We start from the raw sequence: 19,358 nt of genomic DNA on the forward strand, positions 1-19,358 counted from the left end.
ATTACGTGTTCATTGTCTCGTTGCGTGCCGCTCGGTCGTAGGCCACATGTTCCTGGCTCCAGGCCCAGGCGCCGCCGAGCGTCCTGTGCGTGCGATCCAGCAACTCGTCTTCGTGTTCGACCAGTGCGTTCGTCCCGGTGAGACGTGCACGGTCGTTCTCCTCGAATTCGAGTGCTGCGGTGAGTTTCGACAGCGCCTGGTCGTCTCCCCACCGGGCAAGCATCTCGTAGACGGCGCTGCGGACCCGCGGTGAGGGATCAGTGAGCAGTCGGTCGGTATAGCGTCCCGCTCGAAGGTCGTCCCGCCAGCCGATATTTTTCAACGCCCCCGCGGCGGACTCCCGAACCACCTCGTCGTCGTGTTCGAGCATCGCCGTCAGCCATGAGATGTCCTCTTCTGTGACGTTCGTCCCGACGTGTTCACAGACGGTCAACACCTGCACGAGCAGCGACTGTGACCATGCGTCGTAGTGTGTTGCTGCCATCTGGAACAGCGCCTGTGGATCTTCGGTCGCGATTCGGTAGAGCGTGTCCTGCCCGAACACAGTGAACTGGGTAGTCGCATCGTCGAGGAGGATCGAAATACCCTCGACAGCTGTATCGAGGTCGTCACTCTCCCATCGCAGGCGTGCCACAGCGGCGCGTTCCCGCGGTGTTCGTGGTTCGAAATCTGTCGCGTGTAGCGACTCTGGGTCCGCCAGCAGCGTGAGCCAGGTCAGTGCAGCCAGGCGTGTGTACTCCTCACGTTTGCCAAGCTGTCGTTTCGAATGCTCGGGAATACCCAGTTCCCGGCCAAGTTCCTGCAGTTGATCGACGTCTTGTCCGTCGAGTTCGCGGATGTACTCGTCGAGTAACGATTCGACGACATCGCGCTCGACACTCGACAGCGACGACACCCACGGCCGCCACTCGGCATCCGGGTCGAACATCCGTTCGAGGAGTTCGTCCTGGAGGTCGTCCCGGACCTGATCGCGGCGGGTATCCTGCACCGAGCGATAGATCGACCAGATAGTGGTGAGCCAGAACATCACGACGAGGGCTAGACCGACGACCAGCGCGAGGAGGACGAGAACGACGACGAGCGGGACAGTGTAGCCGAACGCGGAGATACTACTTGCCATCAGTGTCCCCTGCTCTGGTTACGCATTCAGAGACCTCTGGACGCGTGCCAGCAGTTCAGAGGCACGAAATGGCTTCGTAATGTAGTCGTCTGCGCCGCTTTCGAACCCTTCCGTCAGGTGTTCTTCCCGCCCGCGCGAGGTGAGGAAAATAACGGGTAGATCAGGATCAACAGCCAGTTCGCCGTTCCGGATCATACGGAGCAGTCGTGTACCGTCAAGCCTGGGCATCATCACGTCGAGGACCGCTAGCTGAGGTGTGTACCCCTCGTTCAGGAGGTCGGCTGCTTCACGGCCGTCCTCGCAGACCCGGAGCGAATAGCCGGCACTCTCTAGTCGGTGAGTGAGGAGATTTCGGATTGGCTCGTCGTCGTCGGCAACGAGTATGTCTCCGCTCATCTATATCATTACCAGGAACTCCTAAAGTATAAGCAATAGTATTTTAAAGTAGATCTATTTTTGTTAGCTTTACTATTGTAAATGTATCACCTTTATCCAATCAATTGGTCGACCCCACAGATGTGTTTAAATATGATTACAAGACCAGCACATGCCAGACACAGCCCACGTCATCGCTGGCCGCTGTACGACCGTCTTCGAAGGCACTCGCCAACAGTACGGCGATGTAATTGTATTGATAAAGCCTAGTAGATCCCATCCAGACACCCTGACCAAATATTTAGGTACTACTGCGTGTAGTACTACACATGAGCACAGAGAACGAACCCGAGGGCAAGACGACCCGTCTCACACGGAAGGGACAGGTAACCATCCCGAAGGAACTGCGCGAGGAATTCGGTCTCGAAGAGGGAGACGAACTGCTCTGGCAAAAGACCGAGAAGGGTATCACAGTCAGGAAGACGACTCGTTCGGCTGGGCGTGGGATGCTCGTCGACGATGATGTCCCAGCGGAGAAACGAGAGGAGATGGCCGAGGAGCTGGAGGCAGAAATCCGTACGAACAGGGAAACAGAGTGGACGCCTGAATGACGCGGTATACTGTCGATGGCGTGGCGATGGCCCGCTATCTCGTCGACCGTCTGCCGCCAGCCGCAGATGACGTGTTTGAACGGGCCGAGGAGGGGATCGATGTACTCGAAGCACCCACAGTCACGGTGAGTGAGGCAATCTGGACAGCGGTCAACAAAAGAGTGATTGCGGATGTCGAAGTCGACACGACACCGAACGCAGTTCTGCGAGGGCTCGTCAACGATGGGCCGGTACAGATTGCACAGACAGACGAGCAGGATTTGGCAGTCTACGGGAGCCTCATCGATCACCATACGCTCCATGACGCACTGATTATTGCAAACCACCGTGTGCGGGGAACTGAAGCAATTGTCACGAGTGACGACGGGTTCGCTGCTGAGAAAACAATCTGGCAGTAGAGCCGATCGTTTATATCAGATCACGGGACCACTCGGCGTATGCCCGACTCAGCCCACGTCATCGCTGGCCGCTGCACGACAGTCTTCGAAGGCACCCGCGAACAGGAACAACACGGCGACATGCTCGTGCTCGTCAAGCCCGACAAGACTAGCTGACTACTAGTAGATCGTTCATGACAGTACCACTGAATATAGATGTTGGTGTAGCACACCAACAACAAGAGCTATGTTATGTTGGTCCATTAGACCAACATGGGACGTAACGATGGGATCGACGGTCATCTACAGAGACACAGACGTCTACGAAGATGGGTCTCGGTACGAGATGATTATGACCAAGATTCCAGAAAGCGACGAGTACCCGAAAGGAATCAAATACCGCTTCCAGTACATGGCTGACGATGGTCAAACACTGTTGCGGTTCGATAACTTCCCGGATCATCCGGGTGTGGATCGCCACCACTACCACACATCTGACGGTGTCTACGATGACATCGAGTACACTGGCCCGAAAGAACACGTCCAGAAGTTCTACGAACAGATGGATGCGCTTCGCAGCGGTGATCAATTATGACCGACAAACCAACGCAAACCAACCACGGCAGCAACAGTGCCGACCCCGATGAGGAAGGAGTCGTAATAGATGAAACAGAGGCAGGCTTTCTCGAAGACCGTGCCGCGGACGAGTACCCGTCGGTGCTACAAATTACTTCCGAGTCCGGAGAGAAACACCGTAAAGATGCTCTCGATCGACTGGATCGCTGGGAGGCAGGCGAAGACGTTCCACACGTCATAAACTTCCAGAATCCGAGTGACCTCCGAGCGCTACTGACCGACCGTCGCGTCGAACTCCTTCGGAGTATTATGGCTGCGAAGCCGGACAGTATCCGCCAACTGGCCAGCCGTCTCGACCGTGATGTCAAGACCGTTCACGACGACCTCGGAGTCCTCGCAGAGTACGATATTATCCACTACGAACAGGACGGGCGTGCAAAACGCCCGTTCGTTCCGTACGACAGTATCGAGGTCAGTCTCGAAATTTCGACGCCACAGCCAGCTGATGATACTATCTCTGCCTGAGCCTGGTCCTGATCTTTATATCGGATCACGCGACCAGTCCGGGCTATGCCCGAACCAGCCCACGTCATCGCTGGCCGCTGTACGACCGTCTTCAAGGGAACGCGCGAGCAGGAACAGCACGGCGACATGCTCGTTCTGGTCAAGCCCGACAGCACAGTACTCGTCCACGACGCCGACGGCTACCAGCCCGTAGCGTGGCTGACCCGCCCGGAGTCCGTCACCGTAACGGGGGACACCGTCGCCGCACGCGATGGCGACCAGTCCTTGCGGGTGACCGTCCACGACGCGCACGCTCGCGAACAGTACCCACTCGGCGAGGCGGGCGTTCCGGTCGGGGAGTGCCCGGACTGTGAGCGTTCGATCGTCCGCTCGCGCGGGACACTCTCCTGTCCGGACTGCGACACCGAGCATCCGATTCCCTCCAGCGCGACAGTGCTCGACGAGTACTGTCCGGACTGTGGACTGCCCCAGGTTCGTGTCCAGCGGGGCTGTTCGTTCGTTCTCTGTCCATCCTGTGACTCGCTGACCGAGCGGGTCCGGGCAGCCTTCGACCGGGAGTGGGACTGTCCCGATTGTGACGGTAAGCTGCGGGTCCTGTATCGTGGTGGCTTGCTGCTCGGCTGTGACGAGTACCCCGACTGCGAGACAGCTTACTCCTTCCCCAGCGGGAGCCACGAGGGAGAGTGTGACTGTGGACTCCCGGTGTTCGAGACTGCAAGTGGGCTGCGATGTCTGGATTCGGACTGTGAGATTGAGGTTGACGAGGCGGTGGCGAGATGATGGCCATTTTTGCATACTCAAATTCGATGGGAAGAATCTGAAACAGCAAGAAAGCCCCGGCTGGCTCCAGTTGGGGGACTCGCTGCGCGCTCCCTTCGGTCGCGTGCTAGCGTCGTCCGCCTTCCCGGAGCCAGCCGCCCCTTTCAGTCCCACCCGTATCGGCTGGCCGACCGAGCTATGTGGGTGGGACTGAAAGGGGCCGACTGCTCGATCCTTCCCGGACGAAGTAAGCACCGCAGCGTAGCGAGGAGCGCAACGAGTCCCAGATGGTCGAGCAGTCGGGGGCTTTCTTGCTGTTTCAGGCGATAGTCTTCGATTCATTGTTTCGTAGGGATTTCGAGCTGTCATTGCTCCCTCGCGATTGCCACACTCAATACAATCCACTCCACAACTGAAGGTGGCAGGTATTTTAGGCTCGGAACGCAGACGGTTGGGTATGGATTACGAGCCACAGGAAATCGAGCCGCGCTGGCGACAGCGCTGGGCCGAGGAAGGCCGCTACGAGGCCGATCCCGGCGACGAGGAGGCGACGTTCATCACCGTCCCCTATCCCTATCCGAGCGGTGGAATGCATCTTGGACACGCGCGCACGTACACGGTCCCCGACGTCTACGCCCGCTACCGACGACTGCAGGGCGACAACGTCCTCTTCCCGATCGGCTGGCACGTCACCGGCACGCCGATCGTCGGTGCCGTCGAGCGACTCAAAAAAGGCGAACAGGCACAGCTCGACAGCCTCCAGAACGCCTTCGGCGTCCCCGAATCCGATCTCAAAGACCTGGAGACACCGATGGGTTTCGCCCGATACTTCATCGAAGAGGCCGACGCGAGCTACAAACGAGGGATGAACTCCCTGGGTCTCTCGATCGACTGGCGCCGGGAGTTCACTACCAACGACGACCGCTACTCGCAGTTTATCACCTGGCAGTACGAATCCCTGAAAGACCGCGGACTGCTCGAAAAGGGCCTCCACCCGGTCAAATACTGCACCGAACAGGAAAACCCCGTCACCACGCACGACCTGCTCGAAGGCGAGGACGTCGAGTACCAGGAGTACTCGCTGATCCGGTTTTCGAACGAGGATGTGATCTTCCCGATGGCGACGCTCCGACCGGAGACCGTCCGGGGCGTGACGAACGCATTCGTCAACACGGAGGCGACCTACGTCGAGGCGACCGTCGACGACGAGAGCTGGATTGTCAGCGAGGAAGCCGCGGAGAAACTCGGACTGCAGGACCACGAGGTAACTGTCGAGCGGACGTTCACCGGCGAAGAGATCGTCGGAACCACCGTCGAAAATCCGGTCACCGGCGAAGAGATCATCATTCTTCCCGCGGAGTTCGTCGATCCGGATTCGGCGACCGGTGTCGTGATGTCCGTGCCGGCGCACTCGCCGGACGACTACGTCGCCCTCCAGGAGGCGAAAGACCGCGCCGACGAACTCGAACCCTACGGAATCGATCCCGAGGCAGTCCGGAGTATCGAGCCGGTGCCGATTCTCTCGATCGAAGGCTACGGCGAGATTCCAGCCCAGTCTGCAGTCGAAGATGCGGGGATCGAATCCAGCGACGACCCCGAACTCGCCGAGGTCACCAAGGAACTGTACAACGACGAGTTCCACAAAGGGAAACTTTCGGAGAGCTACGGCGAGTTCGGCGGCGAGGTTATCGCCGACATCCGCGACGAGTTGCGCGAGCACTTCCAGTCCGAAGGGGCCTTCGGCCTGATGTACGACTTCCCGGAGCCCGTCATTTCGCGTGCGGGCGGGAAGGTCGTCGTCGCCTTCCAGGACACCTGGTTCCTGCGGTACAACGACGAGGAGTGGAAGGCAAAAGCCAGCCGTGCCGTCGAGAACCTGGAGTGTATCCCGGACAACACCCGCGAGCAGTACACCCACACGATCGACTGGCTCGAAGAGTGGCCCTGCATCCGAAACTACGGGCTGGGGACGAAGCTACCCTGGGACGACGACTTCGTCATCGAGCCCCTGTCGGATTCGACGATCTACATGTCCTACTACACGGTCGCCCACCTCATCGACGACATCCCCGTCGAAGAGCTCGACCGGCGGTTTTTCGATACGCTCTTCTACGGAGCCGACGCCGTCGAGAACGGCGACGTGCCGGGTGTCGAGGAGAGCCGCGAGCCAGTCGAGCGGGCGCTCGAACTCCGCGAGGAGTGGGAGTACTGGTATCCCGTCGACGTCCGCATCTCGGCCAACGACCTCATCCAGAACCATCTCACCTTTTTCCTCTTCCACCACGCCGAACTGTTCGACGAGTCGAACTGGCCCGAGGGGATCACCATCATGGGGATGGGCCTGCTGGAAGGCGAGAAGATGTCCTCCTCGAAGGGTCACGTCGTTTTGCCCGGCGAGGCGATCGAGGAGTACGGCGCCGACACCGTCCGGTTTTTCCTGCTGAACTCGGCGGAGCCGTGGCAGGATTTCGACTGGCGGGGCGATCTCGTCGGCAACACCCGCGACCAGCTCCAGCGCTTCTGGAACCGCGCCCAGGAGACCATCGAAGCCGACATTCCCGAGGACGCCAGCGAGGAACTCGAACACATCGACGAGTGGCTGCTGTCGAACCTCCAGACCACCATCGCGGAGACCACAGACGCTCTCGATCGCTACGAGAGCCGGACGGCCAGTCAGACCGCCTTCTACCAGTTCGAGGAACAGCTCAAGTGGTACCGGCGCCGGGCCGATCTCGACCGGCCGGGCGCGAAGTGGACACTCCGTGAGGTCCTGCGGACCCGACTCCGCCTGCTCGCGCCCTTCGTCCCATTCATGGCGAACGAACTCTACGAGCAGCTGACCGGCGAGCCGGCAGAAGAAGCAGCCTGGCCCGAACCCGATCCAGCCTTCGAGTCACCACTGGTCGAAGTCCGAGAATCGCTCGTCGACAGCACGACCGAGGATATCCACGACATTATCGACGTGACCGGCACCGACCCCGAGACGGTGCGGATCTACGTCGCACCGGCGTGGAAACACGACGTCTTCGAGACGGTCCGCGAGACCGGACCCGACGTCGGTGCGGTGATGGGGAAGGTGATGCAGGACGAACAGCTCCGGGAGAAAGGTGACGCGGTCAACGACCTCGTGCAGGATCTCGTCGAATACGTCCGCGAGCGCGACGACGAGACGCTCGCCGCGCTCGGTGATGTCGACGAGCAGGCAGTCTACGAGTCGGCAACCGGATTCTTCGAGCGCGAGTTCGACGCCGCCGTCGATGTCTACGATGCCGGCGGTGATATCGAGGACCCAGCGGGCAAGGCCGACCAGGCGGTACCGTTCCGCCCGGCGATCCACATCGAGTAGGACAGTCCCATCGCTGACCGGGTCGTTTTTACTCGCCGCTGTAGTAGCCGCCCGTATGAGTATGCAGGCACTCACGCTTGGGCCGGCAGGGACCTACTCCCACCGGGCTGCGAGCGCCGTCGCCGAGGACGAGGCGATCCACTTCACCGAATCGGTGACGTCGATCATCGAATCCGTCGCAGAGGGCTCCTACGACCGCGGTGTCGTCCCGGTCGAGAACAGCATCGAAGGCTCCGTCACCGAATCGCTCGACGCGCTCGCGGAGCACGACGTCGCCGTCGTCAAGGAGATAATCACGCCGATCCGTCACGCACTCATCGCACAGGGAGACAGTTTCGACGTGGTGGCGAGTCACGCACAGGCGCTCGCGCAGTGTCGTGACTATCTGGAGGAGAACTACCCGAACGCCGAACTCGAAGCCGTCGCGAGCACTGCCCGCGGCGTCCAGCGCGCACGCGACGATCCATCGGTCGCCGCGATCGGTCACCCGGCCAACGCCGACGACGGCGAGTCGCTGCAGGTGCTGGCCGAGGATATCCAGGACCGTAGCTCCAATGCGACCCGCTTTCTCGTCGTCGCACCACCGGAGGCACGGAGCGAGGCCGGCAGCAAAACTTCCTTCATCGTCTATCCGAACGCCGACTACCCCGGCCTGCTGCTCGAACTGCTCGAACCATTCGCCGACCGGGATATCAACCTCACGCGGGTCGAATCCCGACCCAGCGGCGAACGCCTCGGAGATTACGTCTTCCACATCGACATCGCCGCCGGCCTGTACGAAGACCGAACGCAGGCCGCACTCGACGTGATCGAAGCGATCGCCGAGGATGGCTGGGTCCGCCGGCTCGGCTCCTACGACAGCGAAACGGTGCTGTACTAGCTGGCTCGGTGCAGTCGAACGACGACGACGGCACCGCGTGGCTCGTTTTCCTGAAACTCGACTGTCCCACCCATCGCAGAGGTGAGCCAGTAGATAAGCCACAGGCCGAGACTGCTCCCGTGCTGGAGTTTCGTCTCCCGCCCCTGGGTGATGATCCGGCGCTCGGTTGGCGGGATACCGGGCCCGTCGTCCGCGACACGGAGCGTGGCAGTGTCCTCGTCGACCGCCATCGATATCTCGACCAGGGGTTCTGTGCGGTCGCTGTGTTCGAGCGCGTTCTCGACGACGTTCGTGATGACGATCTCGAGTTGCTCCGTATCGTATGCGAGCACAGATACAGCGTCGGGTCCGTCGAGGCGAATCCGTGCCTCGGGAAACTGCGCCCGGTAGCGGCTGACGATGGACTCGACGACAGGGACGGCGTCGTGGGACTGTAACGACTCGTCGGTCCGATCCATCCAGGACTGGATATGTCGGGCCTTCTCGCCGACGGCCTCCAGACGACCGGCCGCCGCCTGGATCTGCGTGAGTTCTTTGTGGTCGTCCGGCAGGGTCGTCTCGAGAACCGCGGCGTGGCCGCTTATCAGATTGAGTTCGTTGCGGAGGTTGTGACGCAGAATCCGGTTCGTGACCGAGAGTCGCTGTTCGTGTTCTTTGAGATCAGTAATGTTACGCATGACGACGACGTGCCCGGCGATGTCGTCTTTGTGTCCGCGAAGCGTCGCGTATCGGGCCATGTAGAATCTGTTCTCTTCGGCCTCGGAGAGTACCGTTCCATCGAGTGCTTCGAGGTTGGTATCGAAGATAGTGGCTGCCGACAGACCGGCCCGAAGCTCCATGCCGAGGATCTGTTCGGCGTCACCGTTGGACTCGACGAGCTGGTAGCTGTCGTCGAACACGAGCACCCCATCCCCGAAGATATCGGAGACGTTCTGGTAGGCGGCCGGCGATAGATCGAGGAAGTTGTACCGAAACAGTGCGGCCGCGAACGTCAGCCCCGAGACGGCGAGTGCCGTCGTTGTGAGATCGATCTCGGAAAAAGAGCCGAAGCCGAGGGTGAACGGGATGTTCATTGCCGTCGGGGCGACACCACCGATGAACATCAAAAGCGACTGTTTCCGGTGGATCGGCTCGGATCTGAGTATCACAGTGACGAAGACGACCAGCGCCGTGACGATCAGGAGGTAGACGTAGGTGAGATTGAGCCAGTACCACGGCCCGTACTCCGGGACGAAAATCGACGCACTGCCGACTGTCTCGATCGTGATCGTCCGCCAGAGCAAGTCGTTGACTGGCGTCGTCCAGGCCGAGACGATCGTGATGGTAGGAAAGACAGACAGCGCCGCCATCAGTCGTCTCGAAAGCAATCGATCGTATCCGGCATACCGCAACGCGAAGACGAGATAGGCGAGTGGCACCAGATTCTGGCCCACGACGATGAACTTGTAAAAAAACGTGATTATCCCCCGATCAGCGTAGCCGAAACTGATCGCGTGCGGGATTGCCCACGCGGCACCTGCGAGGGTCAACACCGCGAGTGGCCACGCCATCGGGTCCGGTCGCTTTCGGAGGGCGTACACGCCGATGGCAATCAAGATCACGCCGTTGCCAAAGACGAGCCCGGAAAGCGCCGTGGGTGTCCAACCCATCTGCGATGGGTTTGGAGGGGACGTATAAATATGTAATTCAGGACAGCTAACTGGATCCCCTGCCCGTGACGCGATTCGGTCACCAAATTAACAGATACATCCGAGCGCCGTGTTTCGTTTTAGACTGTTACAGCCGGGAGTTCGGTCGGCGAGTAATACGGTGTATGTCACCTATTCACTCACAACTATCCGGTACATTTATATAGAATCACAATCAATCTTCAGGTGATTATGTCTCAGCAGATGGGTAACCAGCCCCTTATCGTACTTTCAGAGGAGAGTCAGCGGACATCCGGTAAAGACGCACAGTCGATGAACGTCACGGCCGGGAAGGCCGTCGCCGAGTCCGTTCGGACAACACTGGGTCCGAAGGGGATGGACAAGATGCTCGTCGATTCGGCGGGCAGCGTCGTCGTCACGAACGACGGCGTCACGATTCTCGACGAGATGGATATCGAACACCCGGCGGCCAACATGGTCGTCGAAGTCGCCCAGACCCAGGAGGACGAGGTCGGCGACGGAACGACGACGGCAGTCGTCATCGCGGGTGAACTGCTCTCGAAGGCAGAAGATCTTCTCGATCAGGATATTCACGCGACGATCCTGGCACAGGGATACCGCCAGGCTGCCGAACACGCGAAGGAGTTCCTCTCCGAGGCCGCGACCGACGTCGAGGAAGACGACACCGAGTCCCTCGAAAGCGTCGCCCGGACGGCGATGACCGGGAAGGGTGCAGAGAGCGCCAAAGACCACCTCGCCGAACTCATCGTCCGCGCAGTGCAGGCTGTCGCAGACGACGAGGGTATCGACACGGACAACATCAGTGTCGAGACCGTCGTCGGCGGCTCCACCGACGAGTCCGAACTCGTCGAGGGCGTCATCGTGGACAAATCGCGCGTCCACGACAACATGCCACAGTTCGCCGAGGACGCCAACATCGCTCTGCTCGATACGGCTATCGAGGTCCCGGAGACCGAACTCGACGCAGAGGTCAACGTCTCCGACCCCGACCAGCTCCAGGAGTTCCTCGACCAGGAAGAGAAACAGCTCCGCGAGATGGTCGACGCCATCGCGGCATCCGGTGCTGACGTCGTCTTCTGCCAGAAGGGCATCGACGACATGGCCCAGCACTACCTCGCAGAAGAGGGCATCCTCGCAGTCCGCCGCGGCAAGAAGTCCGACATTCAGGCGCTCGCCCGCTCGACGGGCGCATCTGTCGTCTCGAACGTTCAGGACATCACCGCCGACGACCTCGGCTTCGCCGGCTCCGTCGCCGAGAAAGAACTCGCCGGTGACGAGAAGATCTTCGTCGAGGACGTCGAGGACGCGAAAGCAGTCTCGCTGATTCTCCGCGGTGGCACCGAGCACGTCGTCGACGAGGTCGAGCGCGCAGTCGACGACGCCCTCGGTGTCGTCGCCGCCACGCTCGAAGACGGCAAGGTGCTCGTCGGTGCCGGTGCACCCGAGACGGCACTCTCCCTGGAACTCCGTGACTTCGCAGACAGCGTCGGTGGCCGCGAGCAACTCGCCATCGAGGCCTTCGCCGACGCCATCGAGGTCATCCCACGCACACTCGCCGAGAACGCCGGGATGGACCCGATCGACTCGCTGGTCGAACTCCGCAGTCAGCACGACGCTGGCAACAGCACCGTCGGACTGGACGCCGAGACAGGCGAGGTTACCGACGCCCAGGACCGGGCCGTCGAGCCACTCCGCGTCAAAACCCAGGCCGTCGAGAGCGCGACCGAAGCAGCCGTCATGCTCCTGCGCATCGACGACGTGATCGCTGCTGGCGACCTCAAAGGTGGCCAGGGCGACGACGACGAAGACGACGCACCCGGCGGCCCAGGCGGCGGCATGGGCGGCATGGGCGGCGGTATGGGCGGCATGGGTGGCATGGGCGGCGCGATGTGAAGTTAGGCAGCTAACTTCACCGAAGAAATCGGTACGACGCCGATCCCCCAAACGACCGCTGTTTCGCCCGCCGCTTCGTGCGGCTGAATCCGAATCTATCTTTTATTACGTTTCGTCACACAGCGCCCGCAGTTCGTTGTGAAACTGCAGCGCCGTCTCGTAGCGGACGAGTTTCTGCTTCGCCGTCGCTTTCTCGATGATTCCATCGATCCCAGCGGGAAGCTCTGGATTCCGCTCGGTCGGTGGTGGGGGCTGCTCTTCGCAGACCCGGCGTTCGATCTCGTCGACCGTCTCGAACGGTGGGCTGCCGGTCAGCGCGCGGTACAGTACCATCCCGAGCTGGTAGATATCCGTCGCGTGATCCACGCTACCGTACCGGTCGTCGAGGAACTCCGGTGCGCTGTACCGGATATCGAGAAACTGTCCGGGCTCTGTGTACCGGCGGTAGACGGGCAACTGGCCGATATTGTCGAGCATCGGCTCGGCGACACCATCCAGCGTGTTCGGTGGGTAGCCGACCGTCTGGGGGTCGATCCCGCCGTGGACGATCCCGTGGCGGTGGATCTCTAGGAGCACGCGCGTGAGCGTGCGTGCGTGGTCGAGTCCCTCCCGGGGCGTGAGCCGGCCCTGGCTCGGTAGCCGGCGGTCGACGAACTCCGTCGCGATCCACGGACGGGGCGTGTCACCCCAGTCGAGCACTCGGACGAGTCCCTCACCGTCGAGACGACCCCACTCCTGAAGGCTGTCAGTGAGTCGCTTCCGAAACGCCGGTTCGTCGCGCTGTTTGCACAGTCGGATCGCGATGGCGTACTCCTCGGCACCGATCCGGCCGCGTGTCCGGATCACGTGGGCAAAGCGCTGCTCGCTGATCGGCGAAAGCACTTCGAGGTCGTCGAACCGGCTCCGGGCCTCGATCGCGAGGAAGGTCCGAGAGGTGGCAACCGTCTGGATCCGTTCGTGGCGTTTTCGGACTGTGCGTGGACGACCTTCCTGCCGTGCGGCCGCGCGTTCGACACCCTTCTCGGAAGCCTCGCCGCCCTCTCCCGGCAGGCGCTGAATAAACCGCGTCCAGGCGTCGCTATCGAGTGGGTCCCGACCCTGCTCCTCGGCTTCGACGAGCTGCATGACGGTACTGAAGAAAGTCGGCTCCGCATCGTCCGCCGACGGCTCGACCTCGACGGCTGACAGTTCCCAGGGATCAGCGTGTTCGATAGTGCCGTAGATCTTGCGGGCGTCGCTGTAACCGGTCTCGGTCAACAGTGCACCGCGGATCTCGCGGCCGTGGTCGCCGACCAGGCCGGCGAGTGTCCGGTACAGCGGCCTCGATCTCGGACTCTCGACGATCAGTTCGACGAGCTGGCTGATGATCGTCGACGCCTTGCCCGGCTGTGTCTGTGCGACCAGACAGAGTGCGATACCACAGTTCTCGACAGTCTCACCGTCACTGCTGTCGAGTCCGGCAGCCAGCGAACTGATGACTGGATTCATCCGGTCGCGCAGCTTGGCGGTGTCTTCGCTGGCGTCGGGGAGCCTGTCGCTCGCCTGTGGGTCACGCTCGGGTGGCTCCCCGCCGTCAGAGGCCATACCTGTCGTTCGGCGTCCGCGGCTAAAGAAGATTTGTCACCTGACTTCCAGATCGAACTGTTCGTGCTCCTTCTCGGGGTTCAACACGACGCTCGTGTTGGATTCCTTGATATCCGGTTCTGTCAGTAACTCTTTTATCGTGTTGTTCATGTCGTCAGTATCGTGGAACTTCCCGATGGCGATAATGTCGTGGTCACCGGTCGTCTCGTAGACACTGACCATCTGGTGGTGCTCTGCGAGTCGTTCCGTCACGTCGACGAGTGAGTTCCCCTCGACTTTGAGCTGGAGAATCGCTGTCACGTCGTAGCCCAGCGCATCGTAATCTACCTTCGGTGTGTATCCGCGGATGATCCCATCCTCTTCGAGATCAGACAGGTGATTGGACACCGTCGTGACGGAGACATCTAGATCTTCTGCCAGACTCCGGAGACTCGCTCGTCCGTCGCCCAGTAGTGCATTCACCAACTTTCGGTCCAGATTTTCATACGTCATCAACTGGGACAACGGAAGCCACCCATTAGAATTTTACGAATATGCAGTTCTCTTCTCAGACGGCAAGGATTGCACAATATGTGGGTACTTTAGTGTATGCCGCTCTCTCTATCTGGTGTCGAAAGATGACAACCGAAAACCTATCTGCAGAGGCAGAGGACGTTCTCGATTCGATCGAGGAAGAAGATGTAGATTTCCTGCGTCTCCAGTTTACCGACATTCTGGGGACACCAAAAAACGTCTCGATCCCGGCCGATCAGGCCGAGAAGGCGTTCACCGAGGGGATTTACTTCGATGGCTCGTCGATCAACGGCTTCGTTCGGATCCAGGAATCCGACATGCGACTCGAACCGGATCCGACGACGTTCGCGGTGCTCCCGTGGCGAAACAGCGAGAAGGTCACGAGTGCCCGCCTCATCTGTGACGTCATCGATACGTCCACAGGCAAACCGTTCCCGGGCGATCCACGACGTGTCCTCAAAAACGCAGTCGACCGTGCGAACGAGATGGGGTATACCGTCAACGCCGGCCCCGAACCCGAGTTCTTCCTCTTCGAGGAGGACGAAGACGGGAAAGCCACCACGATCACCCAGGACTCGGGTGGCTACTTCGATCTCGCACCGAAGGATCTGGCCCAGGACGTCCGTGGTGACATCATCTACGGCCTCCAGGAGATGGGCTTCGAAGTCGAGGCCAGCCACCACGAGGTCGCCGAAGGCCAGCACGAGATCGACTTCAAATACGACGACGCACTCACGACCGCGGACAACATCGTCACCTTCCGCTCGGTCGTCCGCGCCATCGCCGCACAGCACGATCTCCACGCGACCTTCATGCCGAAGCCGATCCCGCGCATCAACGGTTCGGGCATGCACACGCACCTCTCGCTGTTTACCGAGGGCGGCGAGAACGCCTTCCACGACGACGACGACGAGTTCAACCTCAGCGAAACCGCCAAACAGTTCCTCGCCGGCATCCTCGAACACGCACCGGCACTCGCCGCTGTCACCAACCCGACTGTTAACAGCTACAAGCGACTCGTTCCGGGCTACGAGGCCCCCGTCTACGTCGCCTGGTCCGACGTCAATCGCTCGGCGCTCATCCGCAAACCGGCCGCCCGCGTGCCGGCCGCATCCCGGATCGAGGCCCGCTTCCCCGACCCATCCTGTAACTCATACCTCGCACTGGCTGCACTGATTCAGGCAGGGCTCGACGGCATCGAGAACGGACTCGACTGCCCGGACCCAGTTCGAGAGAACATCTACGAGTTCGACGAAGAGAAACGCGAGGAGTACGGCATCGACACGCTGCCGACGAACCTCGGCGAGGCCGTCGAAGAACTCGAAGACGACGAGGTCATCATGGATGCACTCGGCCCACACGTCTCCGAGAAATTCGTCGAAGCGAAAAGTCAGGAGTTCAGCGAGTACCTCGTCGAGGTCTCCGAGTGGGAACTCGACCGCTACCTCGAAAAGTTCTAAGCGACGACGCCAGTCGGCTCATCGCTTTCCGCGGCTTTGACACCCGGTATTTTTTTACTTTCCACAGTTATCGAGGCTGAAATCCCACCCATCCGTGTCAGCTAAAGAATATGTTGTAGCCGTGAATCCAACCGGATTTATAGCTCCGACGAGATGGGTCGTACGATGACAACCGAAAACCTGTCTGCAGAGGCAGAGGACGTCCTCGGCGAAATCGAGGAAGAGGGTGTAGATTTCCTGCGTCTCCAGTTCAGCGACATTCTGGGGACACCGAAAAACGTCTCGATCCCGGCCGACCAGGCCGAGAAGGCGTTCACCGAGGGGATCTACTTCGATGGCTCGTCGATCAACGGCTTCGTCCGGATTCAGGAATCCGACATGCGACTCGAACCGGATCCGACGACGTTTGCCGTGCTCCCGTGGCGAAACAGCGAGAAGGTCACGAGTGCCCGCCTCATCTGTGACGTCATCGACACCACAACTGGCGACCCGTTCCAGGGCGACCCACGGCGTGTCCTCAAAAACGCAGTCGACCGTGCGAACGAGATGGGCTACACCGTCAACGCCGCACCGGAGCCGGAGTTTTTCCTCTTCGAGGAAGACGAGAACGGCAACGCGACGACGACCACCCACGACTCGGGGGGGTACTTCGATCTCGCACCGAAGGATCTGGCCCAGGATGTCCGTGGCGACATCATCTACGGCCTCCAGGAGATGGGCTTCGAGGTCGAGGCCAGCCACCACGAGGTCGCCGAAGGCCAGCACGAGATCAACTTCACCTACGACGACGCACTCACGACGGCCGACAACGTCGTCACCTTCCGCTCGGTCGTCCGTGCGATCTCGGCCGAACACGATCTCCACGCGACCTTCATGCCGAAGCCGATCCCGCGCATCAACGGCTCGGGCATGCACACGCACCTCTCGCTTTTCACTGACGACGGCGAGAACGCCTTCCACGATGACGACGACGAGTTCAACCTCAGCGAAACCGCCAAACAGTTCCTCGCCGGCATCCTCGAACACGCACCGGCACTCGCCGCTGTCACCAACCCGACTGTTAACAGCTACAAACGACTCGTGCCGGGCTACGAGGCTCCCGTCTACGTCGCCTGGTCCGACGTCAACCGCTCGGCGCTCATCCGCAAACCGGCCGCCCGCGTGCCGGCCGCATCCCGGATCGAGGCCCGCTTCCCCGACCCGTCCTGTAACCCGTACCTCGCACTCGCCGTGCTGATCCACGCGGGGCTGGACGGCATCGAAAGCGAGGTCGACTGCCCGGACCCGGTTCGTGAGAACATCTACGAGTTCGACGAAGAGAAACGCGAGGAGTACGGCATCGACACGCTGCCGACGAACCTCGGCGAGGCCGTCGACGAACTCCAGGATGACGAGGTCATCATGGACGCGCTCGGCCCACACGTCTCCGAGAAGTTCATCGAAGCGAAAAATCAGGAGTTCGAGGAGTACCTCATCGACGTCTCCGAGTGGGAGATCGACCGCTACCTCGAAAAGTTCTAAACGGACGCCGTTTTCTTTTTTCGCCGCTCACCGCGTGAGTGAGACAGACCGCAAGCAATCGCGGGCGGACCGTCCGACTTCGACCGTGTACTCGCCGCTTTCGAGAACCCACCCGTCGTCGTAGTACGAGAACGCCCGGTCGTCGAGGTCGATCCGGACCCGTTCCGACGCCCCGCCAGCCACGTCGACGGCCGCGAACCCGCCGAGTTCGCGCTCCGGGCGCTCGATATCCGACTCGGGTGGACAGACGTAGGCCTGTACAACCTCGCGGCCATCCCGGTCGCCAGTGTTTTCGACAGTCAGTTCGACCGCCCCCTCGTCAGTAACCGTCAGATCGCGGTACGCGAAGGTGGCGTACGAACAGCCGTGTCCGAAGGGATAGGTAGGATCCGTCCCCGATGCGTCGAAGTGGTGGTATCCCACGAAAACACCCTCAGAGTAGGATGCGCGTCCAGCGACGCCGGGATACTGTTCGGGTGAACTTGCCGGATACGCCGCTGCCGGTGCGAACGTGACCGGCAGTCGCCCCGAGGCGTCGATATCGCCGTAGAGGACAGAAGCGAGCGCCGCCCCGTCGGCCTGCCCCGGATACCAGGCCTCGACGACCGCTGCGACAGAATCGCGCCACGGCGTCTCGACCGGACCGCTCGACTGGATCACGACGACAGTCCGGTCGTTTGCGGCAGCGACGGCCTCGACGAGTCCGTCCTGTTCGCCCGGTAGCGCGAGACTCTCGCGGTCTTTCGCTTCGGTTGCCCGGTCGCGAACGACGACGATTGCAACCTCGGCCCCGGCTGCCGCGTCCGCTGCGCTGTCGAACTCGGTCTCGATTTTATTCTCGTCAGTTCTCCCCGTCGATTCGCCGGCGATCACGTCGAAAAACGAGAGATCTTCGATTTCGGGATGGCCTCGGCAGACTGTGACCGCGCCATCGGCCCGGTCTCGGAGTCCTGCCGCCGTCGACGTCGTCACGAAGGGTGTCGTCTCGGAGGAGCCACCGCCACCGAGTGTCGCCTCGTGGACGTTCGGCCCGATCACTGCGATCTCGGTCTCCGCGGCGAGGGGCAGTACGCCGTCGTTTTCGAGGACGACCGTGCCACGGGCAGCGAGTTCCTCGGCCAGCGTACGGTGGTCGGGCGTGTCGAGTTCCCCCACAGGACGGTCACCGTCCAGTCGGTCGAGACGCTCTATCGCGCCGAGCACCCGTCGGACCATCTCGTCGAGTCTCGATTCGAGGACTGCACCCGAATCGATCGCCTCGGACAGCGCCTGGTCGAACTGGCCGACGTTCTCGGGGTCGGGCATGCCGCCGGCGAGCGCCCCGAAATCGGTCGTCTGGTCGGCTGTCTCCTCGTCAGCCGCGCCGCCGATCTGCTCGTCTGGTTCGATCCCCGGCATTTCGAGATCGAGGCCGGCGTTTGCGGCCGCGACGGTGCTCTCGGTGCCGTACCAGTCGGACATCACCACCCCATCGAACCCCCACTCTTCTTTCAGAACACCGGTGACGAGTTCGCGGTGTTCGGACATGTGGGTGCCGTTGACGCGGTTGTAGGCAGTCATGATCGCGCCGGCACCGGCGTCGATGGCGTCGTGAAATCCCGGGAGGTATCGCTCCCGGAGTGTGCGCTCGCTGCTGTCCGCGCTGACAGTCACCCGATCGGTCTCCTGATTGTTTGCGACGTAGTGTTTCGGCGTCGCGAGCACCTCCTCGGACTGGATACCTTCGACTGCACTCGCGGCGATCGAACCCGTCAGAATCGGATCTTCACTGTAGTACTCGAAGTTCCGCCCGCAGTGGGGGATGCGGATCAGATTCAACCCCGGTGCGAGCAGGACATCCTGGCCGTGGGCGGCCGCCTCGCGTGCCATCGCCGCACCCTTCCTGTAGGCTGCGGTGGGGTCGAACGTCGACGCGACGGCGATCGGTGCCGGGAATGCCGTCGCCGACTCGTCCGGGATCCGAACGCCGAGTGGGCCGTCGACCAGGCGCAGCGGCGGAATCCCCAGTCGCTCGATTCCTGCCACGTATCCGGTAGCCGTCCCCGCGGGATCGGCTGCCCCCCGTACGAGTCCGAGTTTCTCCCCACGAGTGAGTGTTTCCAGAAGTCTGCTAATCGTATCTCCAGCCATACGAGAGCTACGTGGCTG

16 protein-coding genes are annotated in these 19,358 nt (G+C 61.2%); 10 read left to right on the plus strand and 6 right to left on the minus strand.

What is annotated here, in order from left to right; genetic code table 11:
* Position 1: 1 nt before the first annotated feature.
* Both EOW68_RS07660 and EOW68_RS07665 read right to left on the minus strand, forming a co-directional pair.
* Positions 2 to 1,120, minus strand: a complete 1,119-nt coding sequence (locus tag EOW68_RS07660; RefSeq protein ID WP_128224570.1) for a HEAT repeat domain-containing protein — start codon at positions 1,118 to 1,120, stop codon at positions 2 to 4.
* A gap of 18 nt (positions 1,121 to 1,138) precedes the next feature.
* Positions 1,139 to 1,516, minus strand: coding sequence for a response regulator transcription factor (locus EOW68_RS07665; RefSeq protein WP_128224571.1), 378 nt, complete (start codon positions 1,514 to 1,516; stop codon positions 1,139 to 1,141).
* 308 nt (positions 1,517 to 1,824) lie between these two features.
* Between EOW68_RS07665 and EOW68_RS07675 the strand changes: the two genes are divergently transcribed.
* From EOW68_RS07675 to pheA, 7 genes are all read left to right on the plus strand, one after another.
* Positions 1,825 to 2,106, plus strand: a complete 282-nt coding sequence (locus EOW68_RS07675; protein WP_128224572.1) for an AbrB/MazE/SpoVT family DNA-binding domain-containing protein — start codon at positions 1,825 to 1,827, stop codon at positions 2,104 to 2,106.
* Positions 2,103 to 2,504, plus strand: coding sequence for a hypothetical protein (locus EOW68_RS07680; protein WP_128224573.1), 402 nt, complete (start codon positions 2,103 to 2,105; stop codon positions 2,502 to 2,504). The genes EOW68_RS07675 and EOW68_RS07680 overlap by 4 nt, the downstream gene beginning before the upstream one ends.
* A 265-nt stretch (positions 2,505 to 2,769) precedes the next feature.
* On the plus strand, positions 2,770 to 3,078 hold the full coding sequence (locus tag EOW68_RS07690; RefSeq protein WP_128224574.1) for a toxin-antitoxin system TumE family protein: 309 nt from the start codon (positions 2,770 to 2,772) through the stop codon (positions 3,076 to 3,078).
* Positions 3,075 to 3,584 (plus strand): HVO_A0114 family putative DNA-binding protein, encoded by a 510-nt coding sequence (locus EOW68_RS07695; RefSeq protein WP_128224575.1) that lies wholly within the window; start codon positions 3,075 to 3,077, stop codon positions 3,582 to 3,584. Before EOW68_RS07690 ends, EOW68_RS07695 begins: the two co-directional genes overlap by 4 nt.
* Positions 3,585 to 3,629: 45 nt before the next feature.
* Positions 3,630 to 4,364: a YfgJ family double zinc ribbon protein gene (locus EOW68_RS07700; RefSeq protein WP_128224576.1), complete on the plus strand. Its 735-nt coding sequence runs from the start codon at positions 3,630 to 3,632 to the stop codon at positions 4,362 to 4,364.
* Between the two features lie 436 nt (positions 4,365 to 4,800).
* Positions 4,801 to 7,689 (plus strand): leucine--tRNA ligase, encoded by a 2,889-nt coding sequence (gene leuS / locus EOW68_RS07705; RefSeq protein ID WP_128224577.1) that lies wholly within the window; start codon positions 4,801 to 4,803, stop codon positions 7,687 to 7,689.
* 61 nt (positions 7,690 to 7,750) lie between these two features.
* Positions 7,751 to 8,569 (plus strand): prephenate dehydratase, encoded by an 819-nt coding sequence (gene pheA, locus EOW68_RS07710; protein WP_128224646.1) that lies wholly within the window; start codon positions 7,751 to 7,753, stop codon positions 8,567 to 8,569.
* On the opposite strand, the gene EOW68_RS07715 is transcribed toward pheA, so the two are convergent.
* Positions 8,566 to 10,218 carry a histidine kinase N-terminal 7TM domain-containing protein gene (locus tag EOW68_RS07715; RefSeq protein ID WP_128224578.1) on the minus strand — a complete coding sequence of 551 codons (1,653 nt, stop codon included), beginning with the start codon at positions 10,216 to 10,218 and terminating at the stop codon, positions 8,566 to 8,568. The two genes, pheA and EOW68_RS07715, sit on opposite strands and share 4 nt — an antisense overlap.
* Before the next feature lie 243 nt (positions 10,219 to 10,461).
* Here EOW68_RS07715 and thsA point away from each other — a divergent pair, with 243 nt between their 5' ends.
* A complete protein-coding gene (gene thsA, locus EOW68_RS07720) occupies positions 10,462 to 12,132 on the plus strand; it encodes a thermosome subunit alpha (RefSeq protein WP_128224647.1) in 1,671 nt (556 codons plus the stop codon).
* A gap of 105 nt (positions 12,133 to 12,237) precedes the next feature.
* On the opposite strand, the gene EOW68_RS07725 is transcribed toward thsA, so the two are convergent.
* Both EOW68_RS07725 and lrp read right to left on the minus strand, forming a co-directional pair.
* Entirely contained in the window at positions 12,238 to 13,716 is a 1,479-nt protein-coding gene (locus EOW68_RS07725; RefSeq protein WP_128224579.1) for a serine/threonine protein kinase, read from the minus strand.
* Positions 13,717 to 13,752: 36 nt separating this feature from the next.
* A complete protein-coding gene (gene lrp, locus EOW68_RS07730) occupies positions 13,753 to 14,208 on the minus strand; it encodes an HTH-type transcriptional regulator Lrp (RefSeq protein ID WP_128224580.1) in 456 nt (151 codons plus the stop codon).
* A gap of 125 nt (positions 14,209 to 14,333) precedes the next feature.
* On the opposite strand from lrp, the gene glnA (EOW68_RS07735) reads away from it, so the two are divergent.
* Positions 14,334 to 15,689: a type I glutamate--ammonia ligase gene (glnA, locus tag EOW68_RS07735; RefSeq protein ID WP_128224581.1), complete on the plus strand. Its 1,356-nt coding sequence runs from the start codon at positions 14,334 to 14,336 to the stop codon at positions 15,687 to 15,689.
* Positions 15,690 to 15,854: 165 nt separating this feature from the next.
* Positions 15,855 to 17,210 carry a type I glutamate--ammonia ligase gene (gene glnA, locus EOW68_RS07740; RefSeq protein WP_128224582.1) on the plus strand — a complete coding sequence of 452 codons (1,356 nt, stop codon included), beginning with the start codon at positions 15,855 to 15,857 and terminating at the stop codon, positions 17,208 to 17,210.
* A 27-nt stretch (positions 17,211 to 17,237) separates the two neighbouring features.
* On the opposite strand, the gene EOW68_RS07745 is transcribed toward glnA (EOW68_RS07740), so the two are convergent.
* Entirely contained in the window at positions 17,238 to 19,340 is a 2,103-nt protein-coding gene (locus EOW68_RS07745; protein ID WP_128224583.1) for a beta-glucosidase family protein, read from the minus strand.
* Between the last annotated feature and the right edge of the window lie 18 nt (positions 19,341 to 19,358).

The sequence above is a fragment of the Halovenus amylolytica genome (genome assembly GCA_004015825.1).
Taxonomy (GTDB): Archaea; Halobacteriota; Halobacteria; order Halobacteriales; family Haloarculaceae; genus Halovenus; species Halovenus amylolytica.